This is a genomic window from Geodermatophilus sp. SYSU D00867, assembly GCF_054050315.1.
Genome location: NZ_JBJGZC010000013.1, coordinates 58,189 through 80,778, shown reverse-complemented (window position 1 = coordinate 80,778; position 22,590 = coordinate 58,189). Strand labels below are relative to the sequence as shown.

The following is a 22,590-nucleotide window of genomic DNA, read 5'->3' as shown; positions in this document are numbered from 1 at the left end:
TCAGGCGTCGAAGTCGACGGTGACGGCGTCCGACCGTGGCAGCGACTGGCAGGTCAGGACGTAGCCGGCGTCGACCTCGGCGGGCTCGAGCGCGTAGTTGCGGCGCATCTCGACCTCGCCGTCGGTCACCCGCGCCCGGCAGGTGCCGCACACGCCGCCCTTGCAGGCGAACGGCAGGTCCGAGCGCACCCGCTGGGCGGAGTCCAGGACGGGGACGTCGCGGGGCAGCGCCAGCGTCGTCGAGCGGCCGTCCAGCACCACGGTGACCTGGGCGCTCGGGCCCGCGACCGTCTCCTCGTCGCCGCGCACCGGCTCGGGCGGGACGTCGTCGACGTAGAACAGCTCCTGGTGCACCTTCTCGGCGGGGACGCCGAGCTCGGCCAGCAGCGCCCGGGCGTCGCTGACCATCCCGTGCGGGCCGCACAGCCACCAGTGGTCCACGTGCGGGGCGTCGACGAGGGCGCCGACCAGCGTGCGCAGCCGGTCCCGGTCGAGCCGGCCGCTGGTGAGCTCGGTGTCGCGCGGCTCGCGGGACAGCACGTGCACCAGCTGCAGCCGGGGACCGAACCGGTCCTTCAGGTCGGCGAGCTCGTCGGCGAACATCACCGTGTTCGTGCGCCGGTTGCCGTAGAACACGGTGACGGTGGACTCGCCGTCGCGCAGCACGGTGCTCGCCAGGCTCAACGCCGGGGTGATCCCGGAGCCGGCGACGACGAACACGTGGTCGGCCGGCTGCGACAGGTCGGCGGTGAACGTGCCCGACGGCGGCAGCACCTCGATCGTGTCGCCGGGCCGCACCTCGTGCACCAGCCAGGAGGAGAAGAAGCCGCCGGGCACCTCGCGGACGCCGACGCGCGGAACGGCGCCCACCGGCGCGCAGATCGAGTAGGAGCGGCGCTCGTCGCGGTCGCCGTCGACCCGCCGCAGGGTGAGCGCCTGACCGGGGCGGAACGCGTAGTCCTCGGCCAGGTCCTCGGGGACGTCGAAGGTGACCGCCACCGCGTCGTCGGTGAGCCGCTCGACGCCGGCGACCCGCAGCGGGTGGAACCGCGGACGCCGGCGGGCCGGTGCGCTCACTCAGACCTCCTTCACGTGCTCGAACGGCTCGCCGCAGTCCCGGCAGCGGCGCAGCGCCTTGCACGCCGTCGCGCCGAACTCGCTGATCTCGACGGTGTCGGGGGAGCCGCACAGCGGGCAGGACGCGGTCCGGCGGGTCGGGCCCAGCTGCAGCGGGATCGGCCCGGCCGTGCGCTCGGGCGCCCTGCCCGGTGGCGCGATGCCGGCCGCGGCGAGCTTGCGGCGGCCCTCCTCGGTGATCCAGTCGGTGGACCAGGCGGGGGAGAGCACGGTGCGCACCTCGACGTCGTCGAACCCGGCGGCGTGCAGGGCGTGCAGCAGGTCCGCGCGCATGACGCCCATCGCGGGACAGCCGGAGTAGGTCGGGGTGATGTCGACGACGACGGTGTCCTCGTGCACGCGGACGTCGCGCAGCACGCCGAGGTCGGCGAGCGTGAGCGTGGGCAGCTCCGGGTCGGTCACGGTCTCGGCGACCGCCCGGGGGTCCACGTGCGCGGTGGCGGCCATCCCCGTCACCAGGTCGCCGCCGGGTGCCGGCGGGCGAGGCCCTGGAGGCCGGCGAGCAGGTCGGTCAGCTCGGGGCCGTGCTCGCCGACCCGGCCGCGCGGTGGCGCGTCGGCCGGCCAGTCCGGGACCGTCAGGGTCGCCCGCTGCAGCACGGTGGTGAGCACGTCGCGCACCTCGTCGCGGACGGCGGCCGGGTCGACGGCCACCCCGGCGGCGACCAGCCGGGTCTCGACGTCGGTCGCGGTGGACAGGTCCGCGAGGTGCGGCCACACGGCGTCGACGCCGGCCTGCGCGCGGCGGTGCGACTCGGCCGTGCCGTCGCCCAGGCGCAGGACCCAGCGGGCGGCGTGGTCGCGGTGGTAGGTCAGCTCGTGCACGCCCTTGGCGGCGATCGCGGCGAGCACCGGGTCGCGGGAGTCCCGCAGCCGGGCGAACACCGCCAGCCGGACGGTGGACGCCGCGAGCAGCCGGACCATGGTCCGTGCGAAGTCGCCGTTCCCGGCCGCGACCAGGCCGGTGCAGCGGAACTCGTCGGGGTCGCGGAAGTAGGCGAGCGCGTCCTCGTCGGGGATCGACGCGCCGGCCCGCTCGCGGGACCGGCCGAGGACGCCGGCCGACCCGGCGCGGGCCAGCAGCAGCCGGGCCTGGCCGAGCAGGTCCAGGCCGACGTTGCCGAACGCGACCTCCTCCTCGAGCTCGGGTGCCGCGGTGATCCACTGGGTCAGCCGCTGGGCGAGCACCAGCGCGTCGTCGCCGAGCATCAGGCAGTAGGCGCCCAGGTCGGCGGGGTCGACGCCGTCGGGGACGGTGGTGTCCACCCCGGCCAGCGGGTCGTCGAACCCGGTGCCGAACGCCCAGTGCCCGGCGTCGTCGTGCGCGTTGGTCAACGCGTCGTACACCGTCTCCTCGTGCCCCATGCCGACGGAACCCCTCCCTGAGTTCGTGCGCAGCGGTCGGCCCCCGCCCTGGTGGGGGTCCTTCCTACATGTGCGGGACGTCCTCCGGGATCTCGTAGAACGTCGGGTGGCGGTAGACCTTGTCGCCGCTCGGGGCGAACATCGGGTCCTTCTCGTCGGGGCTGGACGCGGTGATGTCGGCGGCCCTGACCACCCAGATGCTCACGCCCTCGTTGCGCCGGGTGTAGAGGTCGCGGGCGGCGTGCACGGCCATCTCGTCGTCGGGCGCGTGCAGCGAGCCGACGTGCACGTGGTTGAGGCCGCGCTTGCCGCGCACGAACACCTCGTACAGCGGCCAGTCGCGGCGGCTGACCGACGGCGCCGGCGTCGTCGGCACCTCCGGCCCGGTCGGGACCGCGCCGTGCCCGCCCTCGGCGGTCAGGTCGGTGCTCACGCGTGCTCCCCGGCCGGTCGCCCGCCGCTGTGCTTGCGTGCGTAGGCGGTGGCCGCCTCGACCACCCACGCGTTGTCGTCGCGGGCGGCGCGGCGGCGGGCGATCCGGACGGCGTTCATCGGCCCGTCCCCGCTGATCACCCGCTTGAGCTCCGACCAGTCGATCGGGCCGTACCGCCAGTGCCCGGTCTCCTCGTCGAGCGCCAGGTCGGGGTCGGGCAGCGTGACGCCGAGGACCTGCGCCTGCGGCACGGTCATGTCCACGAACCGCTGGCGCAGCTCGTCGTTGGTGTGCCGCTTGATGCCCCACGCCATCGACTGCGCGGTGTTCGGGCTGTCGTCGTCGGGCGGGCCGAACATCATCAGCGACGGCCACCACCACCGGTCGACGGCGTCCTGCACCATCGCCCGCTGCTCGGGCGTGCCGCCCATCATCGTCATCAGCAGCTCGTAGCCCTGCCGCTGGTGGAACGACTCCTCCTTGCAGATGCGGATCATCGCCCGGGCGTAGGGCCCGTAGGAGGAGCGGCACAGCGGCACCTGGTTGCAGATCGCCGCGCCGTCGACCAGCCACCCGATCACACCGACGTCGGCGTAGGTGAGCGTCGGGTAGTTGAAGATCGAGCTGTACTTCTGCTTCCGCTCGATCAGCTTGTCGGTGAGGTCGGCGCGGTCGGCGCCGAGCGTCTCGGCCGCCGAGTAGAGGTACATGCCGTGGCCGGCCTCGTCCTGCACCTTGGCCAGCAGGATCGCCTTGCGGCGCAGGCTCGGGGCGGCGAGCAGCCAGTCGCCCTCGGGCTGCATCCCGATGATCTCCGAGTGCGCGTGCTGGGCGATCTGGCGCACCAGCGTCCTGCGGTAGCCCTCGGGCATCCAGTCGCGCGGCTCGATCCGCCGGTCGGCGGCGACCGTCGCGTCGAACTGCTGCTGCAGCGCGGTCTCGTCGACGGCGGCGCGGTCCACGACGGGTGCGGCCATGGCCTTCCTCCCATTTACTGACCGAGCGGTCAGGAATAGTGTGACCCAGGACACCGGGAGAGTTCAAGCGCGGGACGAGGACGGCGGTCATGACGGCGACCAGGACGACCACGACGGCGCAGCGGCTGGGCGAGGCCCCCGACCCCGCGACCCTCGACCCCGCCGAGCGGATGGGCGCCGACGAGCTGCGGGCGCTGCAGCTCGAGCGGCTGCGCTGGTCGCTGCGGCACGCGTACGACAACGTGCCGCACTACCGCCGCGCCTTCGACGCCGCCGGCGTGCACCCCGACGACTGCCGGGAGCTGGCCGACCTGGCCCGCTTCCCGACGACGAGCAAGGCCGACCTGCGCGAGAACTACCCGTTCGGCATGTTCGCCGTCCCGCGCGAGCAGGTGCGCCGCGTGCACGCCTCGTCGGGCACCACCGGCAAGCCGACCGTCGTCGGCTACACCGAGCGCGACCTCGCGACCTGGGCCGCGGTCATGGCCCGCTCCATCCGCGCCGCCGGCGGCCGGCCCGGCGACGTGCTGCACAACGCCTACGGCTACGGCCTGTTCACCGGCGGCCTCGGCGCCCACCACGGCGCCGAGGCGCTGGGCTGCACCGTCGTCCCCGTCTCCGGCGGCATGACGCCGCGCCAGGTGCAGCTGATCACCGACTTCGCGCCCCGGGTGATCATGGTGACCCCGAGCTACATGCTCACCGTGCTCGACGAGTTCGAGAAGCAGGGGCTGGACCCGCGGGCCTCGAGCCTGGAGATCGGCGTCTTCGGCGCCGAGCCGTGGACCGAGCAGATGCGCCGCGAGATGGAGGAGCGCGCGGGCATCCACGCCGTCGACATCTACGGGCTGTCCGAGGTGATGGGCCCCGGCGTCGCCCAGGAGTGCGTGGAGACCAAGGACGGCCTGCACGTCTGGGAGGACCACTTCTACCCGGAGGTCATCGACCCGGTCACCGGCGAGGTGCTGCCCGAGGGCGAGGAGGGCGAGCTGGTGTTCACCTCGCTCACCAAGGAGGCCATGCCCGTCGTCCGCTACCGCACCCGCGACCTCACCCGGTTGCTGCCCGGGACGGCGCGGCCGGGCGTGCGGCGGATGCAGAAGGTCACCGGCCGCACCGACGACATGATCATCCTGCGCGGCGTGAACCTGTTCCCCACGCAGATCGAGGAGGTCGTGCTGCGGACGCCGGGCCTGTCGCCGCACTTCGCCCTCGAGCTGGTCACCCGCGGCCGGATGGACCACCTGGTCTGCCGCGTCGAGGCGCGCCCGGACTGCCCGCCGGAGCGCCGGGAGCCCGCGGCCGCGGAGGTGGCGACCGGCGTCAAGGACACCGTGGGCTGCACCGTCGAGGTCCTCGTCGTCGACCCGGAGACGCTGCCGCGCTCGATGGGCAAACTGCAGCGCATGACCGACAACCGCGACCGTCCGTGACGGAACTCGCGAGGGCCCGCCGAGGGCGCCCCGGGCACTCGCTGGACTCGCTGCTGGACGTCGCCGTCGCGGTGTTCAACGAGCGTGGCTACGACGCCACCAGCATGGACGAGCTGGCCGGCCGGCTCGGCGTCACCAAGTCGGCGATCTACCACCACGTGCCCGGCAAGGTCGAGCTGCTGCGGCTGGCGCTGGACCGGGCGCTGGACGCGCTGTTCGCCGTCACCCGGGAGCCCGGCGCGCGCACCGGCCGGGCGATCGACCGGCTGGAGCACGTCGTCCGCGGGTCGGTGCGGGTGCTGGCCGCCGAGCTGCCGTTCGTCACCCTGCTGCTGCGGGTGCGCGGCAACTCCCCGGTCGAGCAGGCCGCACTGCAGCGCCGGCGGGAGTTCGACCGGATCGTCACCGAACTGGTGCGCGCCGCGGAGGAGGAGGGCGACGTGCGCCCCGACGTCGACCCCGCCGTCACCAGCCGGCTGCTGTTCGGCACGGTCAACTCGCTGACCGAGTGGTACCGCCCCGGCGGCAGCCTGTCGCCGGACGCGCTGGCCGACGCGCTGGTCCGGACGGCGTTCGAGGGCCTGCGCGCCCGTCCCTGAGGCGCGCGGGCCTCAGCCCTCGCCGCCCAGCTCGGCGTACTCCAGGTCCGTCAGCCGGCGCCGGTCCTCCTCGAGGTCGGCGACCTCCTCCGCGATCGGCCCGACGACGTCGGTCGTCCCCCGGGGGACGGGGACGGTGGGTTCCGGGTACTGCCACTGGTCGCTCATGGCGGGGTCCCTCGGTCGCCGCCCGGCGAGGCCGCCGGGACGGGGGGTGGGGCCGGGTGCTCGGCCGGGGGAGCGGAGCTGGGGCGCGGCCTCCCGACGGCGACACCCGCCCGCGCGGCTCCGTGCCCCGGGAGGCTACGCGCCGCCGGGTCCCCGCGCGCCGGTCCGAGGTCCCTGGTCCGGAGCGTCCCCGCCCGGCCGGCCGGCCGGGCGGGCGCGCAGCGCCTCCACCTCGGCGGTGAGCGCGCCGACCTGCTCCGCGGCCCGCCGCGCTGCGGTCTCGGCCTCGGCGGCGCGGCGGGTGGCGTCCTCCGCCCGCTCCGCGCTCCGCGCCGCCCCGGTCAGCGCCTCGCGTAGGCCCTGCTCGGCCGCGGTCGCGCGGTCGGCCGCCTCCCGCGCCAGGGTCCGGGCGTCCTGCTCGGCGCGCCGGGCGGCGTCGCGGTCCCGCTCGGCGTCGCGGACCTGCTCCCGGGCGGCGGCGGTGGCGGCGCGCGCCTCGTCCCGGGCGGCCGCCGCCTCGTCGCGCTCCCGCGTCCGCGTCTCCAGGTCCGCGGTGAGCGTGCGTTCGGTGACGTCCCACCGCGCGCGGGCCGCCACGAGCGCGTCGTGCTCGCGGGTGGCGTCCGCCCGGGCACGCCGCCCGTCCTCCCGCGCCGCCGCGGCGTCCCGCTCGGCCGCCCGCCGCCGGTCCGCGGCCTCCGCGGCCTCCCGCCGGGCGACGTCGCGTTCCCCACCGGCCCGGTCGCGCGCCGCCTCCGCCTCCTCCCGCGCGGTCTCGGCGGCCCGGCGGGCCCCGTCGGCCTCCCGGACCCGGCGCGCGGCCTCCGCCTCGGCAGCGGCGATCCTGTCCTCGGCGTCGGCGCGGGCGGCCGCGGCCTCCCGCTCGGCCGCCTGCCGCGCCTCTTCGGCGTCGGCGCGCTGCGCCTCGGCGGCGCGGGCGCGCTCCTCGGCGTCGAGGCGGGCGGCGTGCGCGGCGTCGACGTCGGCCGAGGCGCGGGCCAGCCGGGCCTCCACGGACGACTCGTCGCGGTACTGCTCCAGCGCCTCGCTCGCGGCGGCGAGGAGCGCGGCCTGGGTCTCGGCCGTCCGGGCGGCCTCCCGGGTGGCGTCGGCCCAGCGGCCCACCAGCTGCCGGACCCGGCCCTCGGGCGGCAGGTCCTGGACCAGGGCGGCGGTGGTGGCCGCCAGCCGGGCGGCCGCCGTTCCGGCCGCCCGGGCGCGCGCCTGCCGGGCGGACTCGGGGTTGTGGTCGGGCCGCTCGCAGAACCGGGGGGAGGGGCCGCTGCGTCCGGGCGTGCGCGGCCGCGGTGGTGACGGACACCCCGGATAGGCGCACGTGGAGGTGGTCGTCCCGCCGGGTGCCTCCGTCATGCGGTGACGATAGATGGACGGCGCCCATCCATGTATCCGGATCGACGAGGCGGAGGATGACGTCACTTCCGAGAAGCCCCTACTCTGCGAAGTGAAATCCGACGGCGGACGGAGGGGCCCGGCATGGCCGTACCGGCCGGTCCCCACCCCGGAGAGAGGGGGGTCGTCCCGGCGACGGACATGACGGCGGTCGGCACCTACCTCGCCGCGTCCCTCGCCGGCAGCACCCGGGCGGCCTACGCGCGCGACCTCGCCGCCTGGGCCGACTGGTGCCGCAGCCGGTCGCTGCCGTCCGCGCTGCCGGCCGACCCGCTCACCGTCGCCGCCTGGCTCGCCGCGATGGCCGACGCCGGGCACAGCCCGCGCTACGTCGCCCGCCGGCTGTCCGCGCTCAACGACGCCTCCCGCACCGCCGGGCACCCCGCGCCCGGCGACAGCGAGGGGGTGCGCCGCACGCTCAGCGGCATCCGCCGCACCGCCGCCCGCGCCGGCGTCCGCCCGCGCCGGGCCCGCGCGCTGGACACCGCGACCGTCCGGGCGCTGGTCGAGGACCTCCCGGACTCCCTCGCCGGCGTGCGCGACCGGGCCCTGATCCTGCTCGGGTACGCCCTCGGCCTGCGCGCCTCCGACCTGGTCGGGTTGCGGGTCGAGGACCTCGTCCCGGCCGGGCACGGCGGCCTCGACGTCCTCCTCCGGTTCTCCAAGACCGACCAGGAGGGCGCGGGGGAGACGCTGGCCCTGGCGCCGGGCGTGCGCGCGGCCACCTGCCCGGTGCGCGCCGCGCAGGCCTGGCTGGCCGCGCTGGCCGACCGGGGCGTCACCTCCGGCCCGCTGTTCCGGTCGCTGGGCAAGGGCCGCGCCCCGCGGCTGGGCGCGACCGCGCTGACCACCCGCAGCGTCGACCTGGTCCTGGAGCGCGCCGCCGAGCGGGCCGGCGTCCCCACCGAGGGCCTGTCCCCGCACTCGCTGCGCCGCGGCTTCGCCACCACGGCCTACGCCCGCGGCGTGCCGGAGAAGGAGATCAGCCGCACCGGCCGGTGGCGGTCGCTCGTCGTCCGCACCTACGACGACTCCAGCCGCTGGGCCGACCCCGCCTCGGGCGCGCTCGGCCTCTGAGGGCTACACGTAGTGCTCCCGGCGGAGCCAGGCGAAGGCCGCCCAGCCGGGCAGGACCGGCAGCCAGAAGGTGGCGATCCGGTAGAGGAACACGGCGGGGACGGCGACCGTGTGGTCCATCCCGACGCCGACCAGCCCGGCGATGAGGGCGGCCTCGAGCGCGCCCAGACCGCCGGGCGTCGGCGCGGCCGCGGCGACCGCGGCGCCGAGGAGGTAGACCGCGCCCACGGCGACCGGGCCGACGTCGCCGCCCAGCGCCCGCGTGGACAGGTAGAGGCAGGACAGGTAGCCGAGCGTGGTCAGCGCCGAACCGCCCAGCAGCAGCACCACCCGGCCGGGACTGCGCAGCGCGCCGGCCAGGCCGTGGGCCGAGCGGCGCAGCGGCGGCACCAGCCGCGCGGCCGCGAACCGCCGCACGGCCGGGACCGCCGCGGCGGCGAGGGTGACGGCGAGCACCGCGAGGGCGCCCCACACGAGGGCCGGTGACTCCACCGGCCGGGCCAGGTCGGGCAGCGACCGGCCGGCCCAGATCCCGAACACCAGCAGCAGCACCACGTGGACGACGGTCCCGGCCGCGTAGCTGAGCCCGACGCCGGACGTGGCGACCGCGACGTCGAGGCCGCACCGCTGCAGGTAGCGCACGTTCAGCGCCATCCCGCCCAGCCCGGCGGGCACCAGCCGGCCGGCGAACGAGGAGGCGAGCTGGGCGACGAAGGTCGGCACCGGCCGCAGCCGCACGGCCACCGCCCCCGCGAGGCTCGCCGCGGCGCCCACGTAGGTCAGCAGCGAGGCCACGAGGACCGGCGGCACCCACGCCCAGTCGGCGTCCCGCACGCGCTCGGCCATCCCGGCGACGTCGCCGAGCTGGGGGACGAGCAGGTAGGTGGCGAGGGCGAGCACGCCGACGACGAGCAGCGTCCGGGGCCGGACGCGCTCCAGGTCCGCCAGCGGGGGCTCCGGGACGCCGCACCGCTCGCTGACCGCGGCGCGCAGCCGGGCCGCCAGGTGCCGGTCGCGCCGGAGCGCGTCGCGCGTGGCGCCGCTGAGCGAGTCCGGTTGCAGCCGGGGCAGCGCCGCGGCCACCGCGTCGGACCCCAGCACGGCGACCGCGGTGTCGACGGCCGGTCCCACCCCGGCCTGCAGCGTGAGGGCGACGAGCAGCTGGGCCACGTCCGCGTCGAGCAGCGCGGGGTCCGCGGCGACCTCGCTGAAGCCCCAGTCGATCAGCCACGGCGTGCCCGACGGGTCGAGCAGCACGTTGGCCCGGCGCAGGTCGCGGTGGGCCACCCCGTGCCGGCGCAGCACGGCCACCTGCTCCCAGATGCCGCGCAGCACCCGCTCGGTCACGGCCGCGTCGGGCACCCGGTCCAGGGTCGCGCCGTCGACGAGGTCGTAGGACAGCAGCCACGAGTCGCGGCCGACGGGGGCGATCGTGCGGAGGCGGGGGGTCCGGCCGCCGGCGTCGCGGACCAGCAGCGACACCATCGCCTCGTGCTCCACGGTGCGGCGCAGCGAGGAGAACGGGCGCTCGTCGCCGACGTCCTTCAGCCGGAGGAACCGGTAGGCGCGGAACAGCAGGTCCGCCGCCCGGTTCTCCGCACCCATCACCTTGGCGAACACGCGGTCCCCGTCGCGCAACCGGGCGGTCCAGGGCACCGAGCCGCGGGCGTCGACCACCGCCGGTGCCACCTCCACCGGGTCCAGCCCGCTGCCGGCCAGGGCCGCGGCCACGGCGCCCCGCGTCGGCCGGGCGACGGGCCGGCCGAAGGCCAGCAGGGTCGCGGAGCCGACCGCGGCGCCGAGCACCAGCGACACGGCGAGGGTGGCCGGGAACGCGCGGGGCCCGAGCAGCTGCAGCAGGACGGTGAGCGCGAGGACCAGGGCCCCGGCCCGCCGCCACCGCCGGGACACGAACGGCGCCAGCACCACGAACGACGCCGCGGTCACCGCCGGCCCGTGCACGCCGAGCGCGCCGCGCAGGTCCCCCGGCTCCCCGCCCAGGGCCTCCGCCGCCGCGCGGGTCAGGAGGACCGCGGCGGCGGCGCCGGTGAGCAGGTAGCCGAACAGCCGGGGACGGCGGAGCAGCAGCGGGGCGGTCGCCGCCGCGGCCAGCGAGACCGCCACGAGCACGGTCACCGCCCCGGTCAGGGAACGCTCCAGGGCCGGGGCGGCCGAGGTCAGCCGCGCCACCAGGTCGGCGTCGAGCGCGGCCGCCGCCTCGCGCGACCACGCCGCGACCAGGCCCAGCAGCAGCGTGACCGTCGTCAGGACGGCGGTGCGCAGCACGTCGCTGGGGGACCGCTCGTAGCCGGTGACCTCCTCCTCGGAGGGGTCCGCGCCCCGGACGGCGGGCGGCCCGGCGGCCGGCCCCGGGGGAGGCGCCTCCGCCACCGGCGCCGACGGGCCGCCCGTCCGGGGTGTTCCGGGACCGGGCATCGCTGGCTCCTCCGCACGTCGGGGCAGGGCTCACGGCGGGCCACAGTCTGGCCCGCCGGGCGCGCTCGGGGACCGGACGGCGACGTCCCTCGGACGGGCGCGGGCGTACTACCGTTTCCCGCACCGGCACCACGTCGGGATGCAGGACCGCCCCGGTGCCGGAGTGCAGTGCCGGGTGATGGCGATGAGGGCTCCAGTCGCAGTTCCCCTGACCGTGCTCCTCCTGGCAGCCGCCTGCGGCGGCTCCGGGGAGGGCGACGTGGAGGCGGCGGACCGCACGGTCGCCGGCGCACCGACGCTGCAGGGCAGCGTCGGGACCGAGGACTCGCCGGACGCCTTCGAGATCGCCCTGGTCGACGAGGACGGCGCGCCGGTGACCGAGCTGCCCGCCGGGCAGTACAACGTCGTCGTCACCGACCACAGCGACGTCCACGGCTTCCACCTCGGTGGCGGGGACGGCGCGGTCGACGAGAAGACGAGCGTCCTCGAGACCGGCGAGACCACCTGGGTGGTCGACCTCCGGCCGGGCGAGTACCGCTACCTGTGCGATCCGCACCCGAGCATGCACGGCACGTTCACGGTGACCTGACCGGACGGCCGCGGCGCTGGTCGGTCACCGCCGGTCGCCCTAGACTCCGCGCCCAACGGCCGCCAGCCACTCCACCGGGAGGTGGGCCCGTGGACGCACCGTCCGGCCCGGTCCCCAGCCGCCGCGCGCGCACCCCGGCCCCGCGGGACGAGCCGTGAGCCGGCCCGCGCTGCTCGCCGTCGACGACGACGGCCCGGTGCTGGCCGCCGTCGAGCGCGACCTGCGGGAGCGCTACGGCGAGCAGTACCAGGTGTACACGGCGTCCTCCGGGGACCAGGCGCTGGACCTGCTGCGCCGGCTGCGGCTGCGCGAGGAGCCGGTGGCGCTGCTGCTGGTCGACCAGCGGATGCCCGGGATGAGCGGCGTCGAGCTGCTGGCCGCCAGCCGGCGGCTGTACCCGGACGCCCGGCGGGTGCTGCTCACCGCCTACGCCGACACCGACGCCGCGATCAAGGCGATCAACGACGCCGACGTCCAGCACTACCTGCTCAAGCCCTGGGACCCGCCGGAGGACCGGCTCTACCCGGTGCTCGACGACCTGCTGCAGACCTGGCGCCGGCCCCCGCCGGTGGCCAACCTGCGCCTGGTCGGCGACCGCTGGTCGCAGGCCAGCCACGCGGTGCGCGAGTTCCTCACCCGCAACCTGGTGCCCTACCGCTGGCTCGACGTCGAGGCCGACCCGCAGGCGCGGGAGCTGCTCGAGGTGGCGGGCGTCGACGCCGGGTCGCTGCCGGCCCTCGTGCTCGACGACGGCGAGGTGCTCGTGCAGCCGGACCTGCACGAGGTCGGCGCGCGGATCGGGCTGCGGGCACGGGCCGAGCGCGCGGCCTACGACCTCGTGGTGGTGGGCGCCGGGCCGGCCGGGCTGGCCGCCGCGGTGTACGGCGCCTCCGAGGGCCTGGCCACGCTGGTCCTGGAGTGCAGCGCGCCCGGCGGGCAGGCCGGCACGAGCAGCCGGATCGAGAACTACCTGGGCTTCCCGGTCGGGCTCTCCGGCGCCGACCTCACGCTGCGGGCCCGCGAGCAGGCCGTCCGCTTCGGCGCGGAGATCCTGGTGCCGGCGGAGGTGGTGGGCGTGCGCCGGGCCGACCCGTACACGGTGGTGCGCCTGGACGACGGCGGGGAGGTCAGCGCCGGCACGCTGATCATCGCCACCGGCGTCGAGTACCGCACCCTCGACGTCCCGGGCGCCGCGGGGCTCACCGGCGTCGGCGTCTACTACGGCGCCGGGCGGGCCGAGGGGGTGGACCACGCGGGCGGCCACGTGTTCGTCGTCGGCGCCGGCAACTCGGCCGGGCAGGCCGCGCTGTTCCTCGCCACGTTCGCCGCGTCGGTGACGCTGCTGGTCCGGGGCGGGGACCTCGCCGCCTCCATGTCCCGCTACCTGGTCGACCGGCTGATCGCCTCGGAGAAGGTCGCGGTCGAGTACCACACGCAGGTGGCCGGCGCGCTGGGCACGCGGCGGCTGGAGGGCCTGCGGCTGCGGACCGGGACCGAGGAGCGCGAGGTCGCCGCGGACGCCCTGTTCGTCTTCATCGGGCAGGCACCGCGCACCGGGTGGCTGGACGGCCTGGTCCGCCGCGACGACGGCGGGTTCGTGCTCACCGGCGTGGACCTCGGGCCGACGCCGGAGTGGCCGTTGGAGGTCCCGCCGCTGCCCCTGGAGACGTCCGTGCCGGGGGTGTTCGCCGCCGGCGACGTGCGGCACGGGTCGGGCAACCGGATCGCCGCGGCCGTGGGGGAGGGCGCGATGGCGGTCCGCTTCGCCCACCAGCGGCTGGGCGCCCGGTGACCCGCACGGCCCCCGACGCCGCGGCCCCCGACGCCGCGGACGCCGACGTCGCCGCGGCGCTGCGCCGCTCGCGGCTGTTCGAGCACCTCCCGGAGGACGACCTCGCGGCCCTGGCCGACGCCAGCCGCGGCGTCGACCTGGCGGCCGGCGAGGTGCTCATGGCGGAGGGCTCGCCGCCGGAGGCCATGTACGTCGTGCTGGAGGGCGACCTCGAGGTGAGCCGGGAGGTGGGCGGCTCGGAGGTGCTGCTCAACGTGTGCGGCGCCGGTGACCTCGTCGGCGAGCTGGGCCTGGCCCACCGCCGGCCCCGCTCGGCCACCGTGCGGGCGCGGACGCCCAGCCGCGTCCAGCGGATCGGCGCCGACGCGCTGGACCGGCTGCTCACCCACCCCGCGTCGGCCCGGGCGATGCTGCTGGCCGCCACCCGGCGGCTGGACCGCGAGGAGGGCCTGGTCCGCCAGCACGAGCGGATGGCCGCGCTCGGCGCCCTGTCCGCGGGCCTGCTGCACGAGCTCAACAACCCGGCGGCCGCCGTCCAGCGCGGCGTCGCCCGGCTGCGGACCCTGCTGTCCGGCGACGACGACCCCGACGCCCCGCTGCGCGCGCTCGCCGGCGCGGTGCCCGTCCCGGACGACCCGCTGGCGCGCGGGGACGCCGAGCGGGCGCTCGCCGACGTCCTCGCCGCGGCGGGCGTCGACCGCGGCTGGGCGGTCGCCCCCGACCTGGTGCGGCTGGGCGTCGACCCGGCGGGCCTGGCCGCCGGGCTGGCCGCGCTGCCGGCCGCCGGGCGCGGCCGGGCGGTGCGCGGGCTGGCCCGCTCGGCCGAGGTCGCCGCGCTGCTGGAGGAGGTCGCGGCCGGCGCCGACCAGCTGTCCCGGATCGTCTCCGGGGTGCGCCCGCTGGCCTACTCCTCCGACCAGTCGCTGGCCGACGTCGACGTGCACGCGAGCCTGCAGCAGGCGCTGGTGCTGCTGCGCCACAAGGTGCCCCCCGGCGTTCGGGTGGTCGTGGACCTCGACCCGCGGCCCCAGACGGTGCAGGGCTGGGCCGCGGACCTGGCGCTGGTGTGGACCAACCTGCTGGACAACGCCCTCGCCGCGGTGGACCCGGACGGCACGGTCACGGTGCGGACCCGCGGGGAGGACGACGCCGTGGTGGTCGACGTGGAGGACACCGGGCCGCCGGTGCCCCCGGAGGTGCTCGCGCGCGCCTTCGACCCGTTCTTCACCACCAAGCCGGTCGGCCAGGGCACGGGGCTGGGCCTGGCGACGTCGCTGGCGGTGGTCGCCCAGAAGCACCGCGGCCGGCTGACGCTGACCTCGGAGGACGGCGTGACCCGGGCGCGGGTGGTGCTGCCGCGCCGCCGCTGAGCGCCGGTCAGCCGGCCAGCAGCTCGTCGGCCGCGGCCGTCTCGGGGGTCGCCGTCGTGGCCGGCAGGTCCGCGCGCGCCTCCGCGACGAAGGTGCGCCAGTCCTGCGGCCGGACGTCCGCGGGCAGCCGGGCGAGGTCGAGGGCGGCGCGCAGCCGGGACAGCCGGGCACCCTGCGCCGTCGCGATCCACAGCGCCTCGGTCAGGTCGGCCGCGGCGTCGGCGGGGTCCCCGGCGCGGGCCAGCGTGGCGTGCGCGCGCTGACGGAACAGCTCGGGCAGGTGGATCTCCTCACCGCTCTCCCGGGCGGCGGCGAACGCCTCGGCCAGGTGCTCGTCGGCCCGGTCCGGGTCCCCGGCCGCCGCGTCCAGTCTGGCGAGGTGGGCCAGGTGGAAGGCGAGAAAGGACCGGAACCCCATGAGCTCCAGGGCCGCGAGGGTCCGCTCGAGGACCGCCCGGTCCGGCGCGCCGCCGGGCGTGTCCGTGGCGGCGTAGGCGGCGCCGTACGCCGACCAGAGGGCGAGCCCGTGCTCGTTGCCGATGGCGGCGGCCGCCTCCCCGGCCCGGGCGCCCCCGGCGTCGTCCCCGAGGAAGTGCCGCATCCACGAGACGTAGACGTGGAGGAAGGCGAGGCTGGACGGGGCGCGCGGGGAGCCGACCTCCTCGGCCCGCCGCCGGGCCTCCCGCTCCCGTCGCCCGGCCTCCTCGAGCTCGCCGCGCGCGGTGCTCACGAGGGCGTACGCGGCCAGCACACCGGCGAGCGGGTCGTTGGGCAGTGGCCACAGCGGCGTGACCCGTTCCCCGGCCGGCCGGGCGCAGAAGCCGGCCACCGACCGCTCCAGGTGCTCCTGCGCGGACACGAGGTGGCCGCGGGCGAACTCGTGGATCCCGGTCACCGCCGCCACCTCCGGCCCGAAGGCGGCGAAGGCGGGCTCCCGGGCCATCGCGGTGAGCTGGTCCAGCACGCCACGGGCCGTGGTCAGCCGTCCGCTGGCGTACCAGTAGGCCCAGATCGCCAGCAGTGCGGGCAGCACCTCCGGGCGCCCCAGCCGGCTGGCGAGCTCCTGCGCCCGCCGGTGGTCGGCCTCGACCTCCGGTGCGGCGTAGCCGCGCATCGCGCTGGTGGACAGGCCGCGCAGCATCCGGGCGCCGAGCTCGGCCACGTCGCGCTCCTCGGCCGGGGGCAGGGGCTCCACCAGCTCCAGCGCCCGGGTGAGCAGCCGCGCGGCCTCGGCGTGCGCGCCGCGGTCCTGCTCGGCCTGCGCCGCCTCGACGTACCGGGCCACCGCGGGCAGCGTCGCGCTCGCCAGGTCCAGGTGCTGCGCCACCAGTGCCGGCTCGGCCCCCTGCGCCGCCAGCGCCTCGGCCACGGCGGCGTGGGTGCGGCGGCGCACGTCGAGCACCTGGGTCTCGTAGGCGGCGTCGCGCATGAGCGCGTGCCGGAACCGGTAGGCGCCCGTCGCCAGCCCCGCCCGCTCGATGACGCCGAGGTCCGAGAGCACGCGGACCTGTTCGTCCACGGCGTCCGGGTCACCGACCGCCGCGGCGACGGTCGCCGGGTCGAAGGTGGGCCCGATCGTGGCGGCGGTCTGGACCACCCGCAGGTCGACCCCGGGCGCCTTCAGCCGCCAGGTCAGCAGCTCCTGCAGCCGCAGCGGGATCGGCTCGGCGCGCCGCGCCTCGAGGCCGGAGCGGGTCAGCTCCTCGACGAACAGCGGGATCCCCTCGGCGTGCTCGACGATGGCCGACCGCACCGCGTCGTCGAGGTCGCGGCCGGCCGTGAGGTTGCCGACCAGCCGGTCGGCGGCCCGGTCGTCGAGCCGCCCGAGCGGGACCACGCGGGCCGCGCCCCGCCACGGGACCGCGGTCTCGTCACGGCTGGTGGCCAGCAGCAGCAGGCCGGGCGGGCGGCGCGCGGCGACGCGGCCCAGCAGGTCGACGGTGGAGGGGTCGGCCCAGTGCAGGTCCTCGGCCACGAGCAGGTGCGGCCGCCGGACGGCGGCCGCGGCCATCCACTCGACGAGCCGGTCGAGGGTCTCGTCGAGGAGGGCGCCCGGGTCCAGCTCGGGTGCCGGGAACTCCGGCGTCGGGGGCAGCCCGGCCAGCGGGCCGATCAGCGGCACGACGACCGCCGGGTCCAGCCCGAGGGACTCCAGGTGGGTGACCAGCGGGCGCAGCCGGTCCCCGCCCTCGCCCGCCCGGCTCACCAGGCGCTCGATCATCCGCGCGATCGGCCAGAGCGAGACGTTGGCGTGGTAGGGCAGGCAGGCGGCGCCGACCACCCGGCCGCCGCTGGCCTCCACCCGGTCGAGGACCTCCGCCGCCAGCCGCGACTTGCCGATGCCCGGCTCGCCGACGACGAGGAACGCGGCGCCGGTGTCGCCCCGCCGCACGGCGTCCCACGCCGCCAGCAGGCGGGCGCGGGGCTCGTCCCGCCCGACGAGGCCTGCCTTGCGGTACCGCTCGGACTGGAAGCGGGCCGCGGCGTAGCGGGGCCGGTCGACGCGGAACACCTCGACCGGCCGGCTGATCCCCTTGAGCGCGCGCTCGCCCAGCGACTGCAGGTAGAAGTCGGCGTCGACCAGCTGCTGGGTGACGTCGCTGATCACCACCGTGCCCGGGTCGGCGGTCTGCTGCACCCGCGCGGCGAGGTTGGGCACCAGGCCGACGACGGAGTCCCGCTCGGCGACGGCGCCGTCGTCGACCAGGTCGGTGACCACCACCCGGCCGGTGTGGATCCCGACCCGGACGTCCAGGGCCACGCCGAACCGGTCGGTCAGCCGCTCCCGGGCGTCGTGCAGCGCCACCACCAGGTCCAGGCCCGCGAGCACCGCCCGCCGGGCGTCGTCCTCGTGCGGGACCGGGTGGCCGAAGCCGGCGAGGATGCCGTCGCCGGAGTAGTGCATGAGGGTGCCGCCGTACCGGTCGACGGCCTCGCGGGCGGCCGCCCGGTAGAAGGCGAACAGGTCCCGCAGCTGCTCGGGCTCCACCTGCTCGGACAGCAGCGTGGACCCGACCAGGTCGGAGAACAGCAGGGTCATGAGGGCCCGCTCGCCGGCCGGGCCGACCTGGCGGCTCGCCACCCGCTGCAGGACGAGCGCGGCGCGCCGGTTGTCCGGGTCGACGGCGCGGACCTCCTCGGCCGTGGTCCGCGCGGGCTCCAGGTCCCCGGCGGCCAGCGACGCCTCGGCGGCGGTGAGCAGCCGCTCGAGCAGGCGCGCGAGCCGGGTCTCGGCCGAGAGCGCCACCCCGGCGGTCACGCCCGGCCGCCCGGGGGACCGGGGAGCGGTGGGGTCATGGGAACCCGCCTCGCTGCACGCGTCGAGCACTGCCGGGTCGAGCATCCGCAGCACGGGCCGCCGTGCCGTAGAGGCATAGGTCCCGAGGGCGGTACCGGGCGGGGACGGAAGTCCGGTGACAGTCCCCGGCGCCGGTGCTCCAATGGGCCCGCACGGGGCGGAGGAACCACGGAGGTCCGCGGTGGACCCTGTCCCCACGGCCGTGCGGCCCGCGACCGGGCGGCGCGAGCTGCTGCCGGCCATGCGGGTCCTGCTGCTCGCCTTCAGCGTCCTCACCGCGCTCGGCTTCGTCGCGCTGTTCGTCCTGTCGACGCGGACGAGCGAGAGCTTCGCCTGGACCATCCAGCCGCCGGCGACCGCGGCCTTCCTCGGCGCGGGCTACGCGGCCGGCTTCACCCTCGTGGTCCTGTCGCTGCGCGACCCGGTGTGGGCGCACAGCCGGGTGCCGGTGCTCACCATCCTGGTGTTCACCGTGCTCACGCTGGTCGCCACGCTGGTGCACGTCGACCGGTTCCACTTCCAGGACGAGTTCGCCGCGGCGCCGCTGCTCGCCCGCGGGGCCGCCTGGTTCTGGACCGCCGTCTACGTCGTCATCCCGCTGGCGATGCTCGTCGTCCTGCCGGTCCAGGAGCGGGCGCCGGGCACCGACCCGCCGCGGACACGGCCGGTGCCGGTCGTCCTGCGGACGGCGCTGGCGGTGGAGTCGCTGGTCCTGCTGGCCGTGGGCGCCGCGATCTCGGTCGCGCCGTCGTCGGCGACGACGCTGTGGCCCTGGCCGCTGACCCCGCTGACCGCCCGGGTGGTGGGAGCCTGGCTGGTCGCCTTCGGTGTCGCCACCGCCCTGGCGGCGCTGGCCGGGGACCTCGAGCGGCTGCGCACCGCGGCGATCGCCTACACGGTGTTCGGCGTCCTGGAGCTCGTGGTCGTCCTGCTGCACCGCGGCGACGTCGCGTGGGACGGGCCGCCCGCCTGGCTGTACGTCGCCGTCGCGGCCGCGATCGCGCTCACCGGCGCGGCGGGCTGGCGCCTGGCCCCGCAGCCGGCGGGGCTGCACCGGGCCTGAGCCCCGGCCGCCGGGCGGCGGCCGGGCCCCGGGCCTCAGGCGCGGCCGAACAGCTTGCGGTCGTACCAGGCCGACAGCACCGGGTAGCGGGCGGGCAGCAGCCGGACCAGCCGGTCGACCAGGACGGCGTCCTTGCCGACGCGCACGCGCGGCTTCCCGGCCTCGACGCCGTCGACGACGATCCGCGCCGCCTGCTCGGCGGGCATCGTCAGCAGCTTCTCGTTGTAGACGCGGTTGCGGGCCAGCTCCGCGGGGGAGAGCTCGAGGCCCTGCGCCCGGGCCTCGGCCACGGTCGCCGACGCGATGTTGGTCTTCACCCCGCCCGGGTGGACGACGGTGACCTGCACCGGGTGGCCGCCGGCGATCATCTCGGTGCGCAGCACCTCGGTGAACCCGCGGACGGCGAACTTGCTCGCGCAGTACGCCGACAGCGTCGGCTGGGCCATGAACCCGTTGAGGCTGGACACGTTGACCACGTGCCCGTCGCCGGAGGCGATCAGGTGCGGCAGGAACGCCTTGGTGCCGTTGATGACGCCGTGCAGGTTGACCCCGAGCGTGCGGTCGTAGGTCTCCCAGTCGGTGTCGAGCACCGAGCGGCCGCCGCCGGAGATCCCGGCGTTGTTGTAGACCTGGTGCACCACGCCGAAGTGGGCCGCGACCGCGTCGGCGTACGCGACGACGGCCGCCCGGTCGCCGACGTCGAGGCGGGCGGTGTGCACCTCGGCGCCCAGCGCCTTCGCCCGGTCGGCGGTCTGGCCCAGGCCCAGCTCGTCGACGTCGGACAGCGCCAGCCGCGCCCCCCGCTTCGCCAGCTCGAAGGCCAGCTGCCGGCCGATGCCGGACCCGGCGCCGGTGACGACGGCGACCTTGCCGCGCACGCTGCTCATCGGTTCCCCCCTGGGAGGTCGGCGCCCGCGGAGCGGGCGGTGTCGTCGCGGCCCGCTCCGCGGGCGAGGTCGGTGGTGAGCTCGACGAGCCGGTCGACGACGCCGGGCGCGAGGTGGTGGCCCATGCCGGGGATCTCCACGTGCCGGGCGCCGGTGATCGCGTCCGCGGTGGCGCGCCCGCCGCTGGGGTGGACCATCCGGTCGACGTCGCCGTGGACGACCAGCGTGGGCGCGGTGATCCGCGCGAGGTCGGCGGTGCGGTCGCCGGAGGCCTGGATGGCGCCGATCTGGCGGGCCACCTCCCGCGACCGGTCGCCGCCGCCGCGCTCCCACACCGCGGCCGCCCAGGCGCGCTCGAGGTCGTCGTCGGGCGGGAAGCCGGGGCCGCCGATGTGGCCCAGCATCGCCAGGTGGCGCTCGACCGACTCCTCGACGGTGCGCGGCGCGGCCCGCGCCAGCCGCAGGATCGTGGAGCGGGCCGGCTGCCCGACCCGGCGCGACCCGGTGGTGGAGAAGATCGAGGTCAGGCTGGCCACCCGGTGCGGGTGCCGGGCCGCGACGACCTGCGCGATCATGCCGCCCATCGACATGCCGACCAGGTGCACCCGGCCGAGGCCGAGGGCGTCGAGCAGGCCGACGGTGTCGGCGGCCATGTCGGTGAGGTCGTAGGCGTCCGGCCGGGGCCGGGCCAGCAGCTGCCGCGCGCGGCCCGGCGGCGGGGTGGCGATCCGGCCCGACCGGCCGGCGTCGCGGTTGTCCATCCGCACCACGCGGAAGCCGCGGCCGGTGAACCCGTCGACCATCCGCTGCGGCCACGAGGTGAGGTCCAGCCCGAGGCCCGCGACGAGCACCAGCGGCTCGCCGTCGTCCGGGCCGTCGACGCGGTGGCAGATCCGCGGGCCGGCCGGCAGGTCGGCGAAGCGGTCCTCCGCCGCGACGCGGGCCGGCGCCTCGGCCGCGGTCACGCGGGCACCGCCGCGGCGGTCACGCGGTCGGCCGCCCGGGTGAGCCGGAGCTCGGGGTCGACGACGCTGTCGGCCCGGAGCAGCTTGACGTCGGAGTGGTAGTCCATCGAGGTCAGCCACGGCATCCGGTCGCCCTGCCGCGGCAGCCGGCCGACGGCGCGCTGGATGTAGCCGGCGGCGAAGTCGAGGAAGGGCCGGGTGGGCATGTCCGGGTCGGCGAGCACCGGCCGCGCGGTGTCCAGGCCCCGCTCGTCCATGTGCCTGAGCAGCCGGACGAAGTGCTCGCAGAGCAGGCCGACCTTCAGCGTCCAGGACGAGTTGGTGTAGCCGATCGCGTAGGCGAGGTTCGGCACCCCGGACAGCATCATGCCCTTGTAGGAGACCGTCTCCGACAGGGTCACCGGCGCGCCGTCGACGGTGATCGCGACGCCCCCGAAGGCCTGCACGTTCAGCCCGGTCGCGGTCACGACCACGTCGGCGTCCAGGTGCCGCCCGGAGGCCAGCAGGATGCCGGTCTCGTCGAAGGTGACGATCCGGTCGGTGACGACGTCGGCCTTCCCCTCGCGGATGGCGCGGAACAGGTCGCCGTTCGGGACGGCGCACAGCCGCTGGTCCCACGGGTCGTACGGCGGGTTGAAGTGCGTGTCGACGTCGAAGCCCTCGGGCAGCTGCTTGGTGTTGACCCAGCGGATGACCCTGCGGGCGGCCTTCGGGTGCTTCTGGCAGAAGCTCCAGATCGCCCGCTGCTGGGCGATGTTCTTGCGGCGGGTCAGCGCGTAGCCGCGCTCGTCGCCGAACCACCTCCGCAGCAGCGCGGCGACCTTGTCCTCGCGGGGCACCGGCAGCACGTAGGTGGGGGTGCGCTGCAGCATCGTCACCGACGCGGCGGTGCCGGCGATGGCCGGCACGATCGTCACGGCGGTGGCACCGGAGCCGACGACGACGACCCGCTTGCCGGTGAGGTCGAGGTCCTCGGGCCAGGACTGCGGGTGGACGATCTCGCCGCGGAAGCGGTCGCGCCCCTCGAAGACGGGGGTGAAGCCCTCGTCGTAGCGGTAGTAGCCGCCGGCGCAGAACACCCAGCCGGCGGTCAGCTGCAGCCGCTCGCCGGTGTCGGTGCGCTCGACGTCGACCGTCCAGCGGGCGTCCTCGCCGGACCACGCCACCGCCAGCACCCGGTGGTGGTAGCGGATCCTCTCGTCGAGGCCGTTCTCGGTGGCGGTCTCGCGCAGGTAGGCCAGGATCTTCGGCGCGTCGGCGATCGACTGGCGGTCCCGCCACGGCTTGAACTCGTAGCCGAAGGTCGACAGGTCGGAGTCCGAGCGGATGCCGGGGTAGCGGAACAGGTCCCACGTGCCGCCGGAGGCGCCGCGCGCCTCGAGGATCGCGAAGCTCTTCTGCGGCAGCTCGGTGGTCAGGTACCGGCCGGCGCCGATGCCGGAGATCCCGGCGCCGACGATCAGCACGTCGAGGTGCTCGACCGGCGTCTGCGTGGTGGTCAATGCGGTGCTCCGTCCTCGGGACACGGGTGCAGCGGCCTACGAGACTGCGTGGTCCCGGTCACCCGGTGCAACGGCGAAGTGCACCATCCC

The 22,590-nt window shown here is 76.7% G+C and carries 19 protein-coding genes; 7 read left to right on the top strand and 12 right to left on the bottom strand.

The features are described 5' to 3' along the window. The 5 genes from paaE to paaA all read right to left on the bottom strand — a co-directional run bounded on the left by paaE (position 1) and on the right by paaA (position 3,911). The gene (paaE, locus tag ACI8AK_RS13955) at positions 1-1,077 is read right to left on the bottom strand and encodes a 1,2-phenylacetyl-CoA epoxidase subunit PaaE (protein WP_456956707.1); all 1,077 of its coding nucleotides are present in this window, start codon (positions 1,075-1,077) and stop codon (positions 1-3) included. After that, positions 1,078-1,584 carry a 1,2-phenylacetyl-CoA epoxidase subunit PaaD gene (gene paaD / locus ACI8AK_RS13950; RefSeq protein WP_387988874.1) on the bottom strand — a complete coding sequence of 169 codons (507 nt, stop codon included), beginning with the start codon at positions 1,582-1,584 and terminating at the stop codon, positions 1,078-1,080. It abuts the gene before it with no gap. Positions 1,585-1,589: 5 nt separating this feature from the next. Beyond that, positions 1,590-2,483 (bottom strand): 1,2-phenylacetyl-CoA epoxidase subunit PaaC, encoded by an 894-nt coding sequence (paaC, locus tag ACI8AK_RS13945; RefSeq protein ID WP_387988875.1) that lies wholly within the window; start codon positions 2,481-2,483, stop codon positions 1,590-1,592. An 82-nt stretch (positions 2,484-2,565) separates the two neighbouring features. Beyond that, a complete protein-coding gene (gene paaB / locus ACI8AK_RS13940; RefSeq protein WP_387988876.1) occupies positions 2,566-2,934 on the bottom strand; it encodes a 1,2-phenylacetyl-CoA epoxidase subunit PaaB in 369 nt (122 codons plus the stop codon). Next, positions 2,931-3,911: a 1,2-phenylacetyl-CoA epoxidase subunit PaaA gene (paaA, locus tag ACI8AK_RS13935; RefSeq protein WP_387988877.1), complete on the bottom strand. Its 981-nt coding sequence runs from the start codon at positions 3,909-3,911 to the stop codon at positions 2,931-2,933. The genes paaB and paaA overlap by 4 nt, the downstream gene beginning before the upstream one ends. 89 nt (positions 3,912-4,000) lie before the next feature. Between paaA and paaK the strand changes: the two genes are divergently transcribed. Together paaK and ACI8AK_RS13925 are read left to right on the top strand one after the other, a co-directional pair. Next, positions 4,001-5,344, top strand: a complete 1,344-nt coding sequence (gene paaK, locus ACI8AK_RS13930; RefSeq protein ID WP_456902188.1) for a phenylacetate--CoA ligase PaaK — start codon at positions 4,001-4,003, stop codon at positions 5,342-5,344. Beyond that, entirely contained in the window at positions 5,341-5,943 is a 603-nt protein-coding gene (locus tag ACI8AK_RS13925) for a TetR/AcrR family transcriptional regulator (protein ID WP_387988879.1), read from the top strand. The genes paaK and ACI8AK_RS13925 overlap by 4 nt, the downstream gene beginning before the upstream one ends. Before the next feature lie 12 nt (positions 5,944-5,955). On the opposite strand, the gene ACI8AK_RS13920 is transcribed toward ACI8AK_RS13925, so the two are convergent. Next, entirely contained in the window at positions 5,956-6,111 is a 156-nt protein-coding gene (locus ACI8AK_RS13920) for a hypothetical protein (protein WP_387988880.1), read from the bottom strand. A 135-nt stretch (positions 6,112-6,246) separates the two neighbouring features. Further along, positions 6,247-7,482: a hypothetical protein gene (locus ACI8AK_RS13915; RefSeq protein WP_456956705.1), complete on the bottom strand. Its 1,236-nt coding sequence runs from the start codon at positions 7,480-7,482 to the stop codon at positions 6,247-6,249. Between the two features lie 180 nt (positions 7,483-7,662). Between ACI8AK_RS13915 and ACI8AK_RS13910 the strand changes: the two genes are divergently transcribed. Beyond that, entirely contained in the window at positions 7,663-8,598 is a 936-nt protein-coding gene (locus ACI8AK_RS13910; protein WP_456956703.1) for a site-specific integrase, read from the top strand. A 3-nt stretch (positions 8,599-8,601) separates the two neighbouring features. Here the strand turns inward: ACI8AK_RS13910 and ACI8AK_RS13905 are convergent, their stop codons facing one another. Then, positions 8,602-11,034: a lysylphosphatidylglycerol synthase domain-containing protein gene (locus ACI8AK_RS13905; RefSeq protein WP_456956701.1), complete on the bottom strand. Its 2,433-nt coding sequence runs from the start codon at positions 11,032-11,034 to the stop codon at positions 8,602-8,604. 214 nt (positions 11,035-11,248) lie between these two features. Here ACI8AK_RS13905 and ACI8AK_RS13900 point away from each other — a divergent pair, with 214 nt between their 5' ends. The 3 genes from ACI8AK_RS13900 (at position 11,249) to ACI8AK_RS13890 (ending at position 14,785) form a co-directional block, all read left to right on the top strand. Beyond that, positions 11,249-11,623 carry a cupredoxin domain-containing protein gene (locus ACI8AK_RS13900; RefSeq protein ID WP_456902193.1) on the top strand — a complete coding sequence of 125 codons (375 nt, stop codon included), beginning with the start codon at positions 11,249-11,251 and terminating at the stop codon, positions 11,621-11,623. Positions 11,624-11,777: 154 nt separating this feature from the next. Further along, entirely contained in the window at positions 11,778-13,415 is a 1,638-nt protein-coding gene (locus ACI8AK_RS13895; RefSeq protein WP_387988885.1) for an FAD-dependent oxidoreductase, read from the top strand. Beyond that, positions 13,412-14,785, top strand: a complete 1,374-nt coding sequence (locus ACI8AK_RS13890; protein WP_456956699.1) for a sensor histidine kinase — start codon at positions 13,412-13,414, stop codon at positions 14,783-14,785. Before ACI8AK_RS13895 ends, ACI8AK_RS13890 begins: the two co-directional genes overlap by 4 nt. A 7-nt stretch (positions 14,786-14,792) precedes the next feature. On the opposite strand, the gene ACI8AK_RS13885 is transcribed toward ACI8AK_RS13890, so the two are convergent. After that, positions 14,793-18,044, bottom strand: a complete 3,252-nt coding sequence (locus ACI8AK_RS13885; protein WP_456956697.1) for an ATP-binding protein — start codon at positions 18,042-18,044, stop codon at positions 14,793-14,795. A gap of 220 nt (positions 18,045-18,264) precedes the next feature. Here ACI8AK_RS13885 and ACI8AK_RS13880 point away from each other — a divergent pair, with 220 nt between their 5' ends. Further along, positions 18,265-19,146: a hypothetical protein gene (locus ACI8AK_RS13880; protein ID WP_456956695.1), complete on the top strand. Its 882-nt coding sequence runs from the start codon at positions 18,265-18,267 to the stop codon at positions 19,144-19,146. A 35-nt stretch (positions 19,147-19,181) separates the two neighbouring features. Here the strand turns inward: ACI8AK_RS13880 and ACI8AK_RS13875 are convergent, their stop codons facing one another. Genes ACI8AK_RS13875 through ACI8AK_RS13865 form a run of 3 tightly spaced genes read right to left on the bottom strand, consistent with a single transcriptional unit; the run spans position 19,182 to position 22,500 of the window. Beyond that, positions 19,182-20,033, bottom strand: a complete 852-nt coding sequence (locus tag ACI8AK_RS13875) for an SDR family NAD(P)-dependent oxidoreductase (protein ID WP_456956693.1) — start codon at positions 20,031-20,033, stop codon at positions 19,182-19,184. Then, entirely contained in the window at positions 20,030-20,998 is a 969-nt protein-coding gene (locus ACI8AK_RS13870; protein WP_456956691.1) for an alpha/beta fold hydrolase, read from the bottom strand. Before ACI8AK_RS13870 ends, ACI8AK_RS13875 begins: the two co-directional genes overlap by 4 nt. After that, the gene (locus ACI8AK_RS13865) at positions 20,995-22,500 is read right to left on the bottom strand and encodes a flavin-containing monooxygenase (protein WP_456956689.1); all 1,506 of its coding nucleotides are present in this window, start codon (positions 22,498-22,500) and stop codon (positions 20,995-20,997) included. The genes ACI8AK_RS13870 and ACI8AK_RS13865 overlap by 4 nt, the downstream gene beginning before the upstream one ends. Positions 22,501-22,590 lie beyond the last annotated feature (90 nt).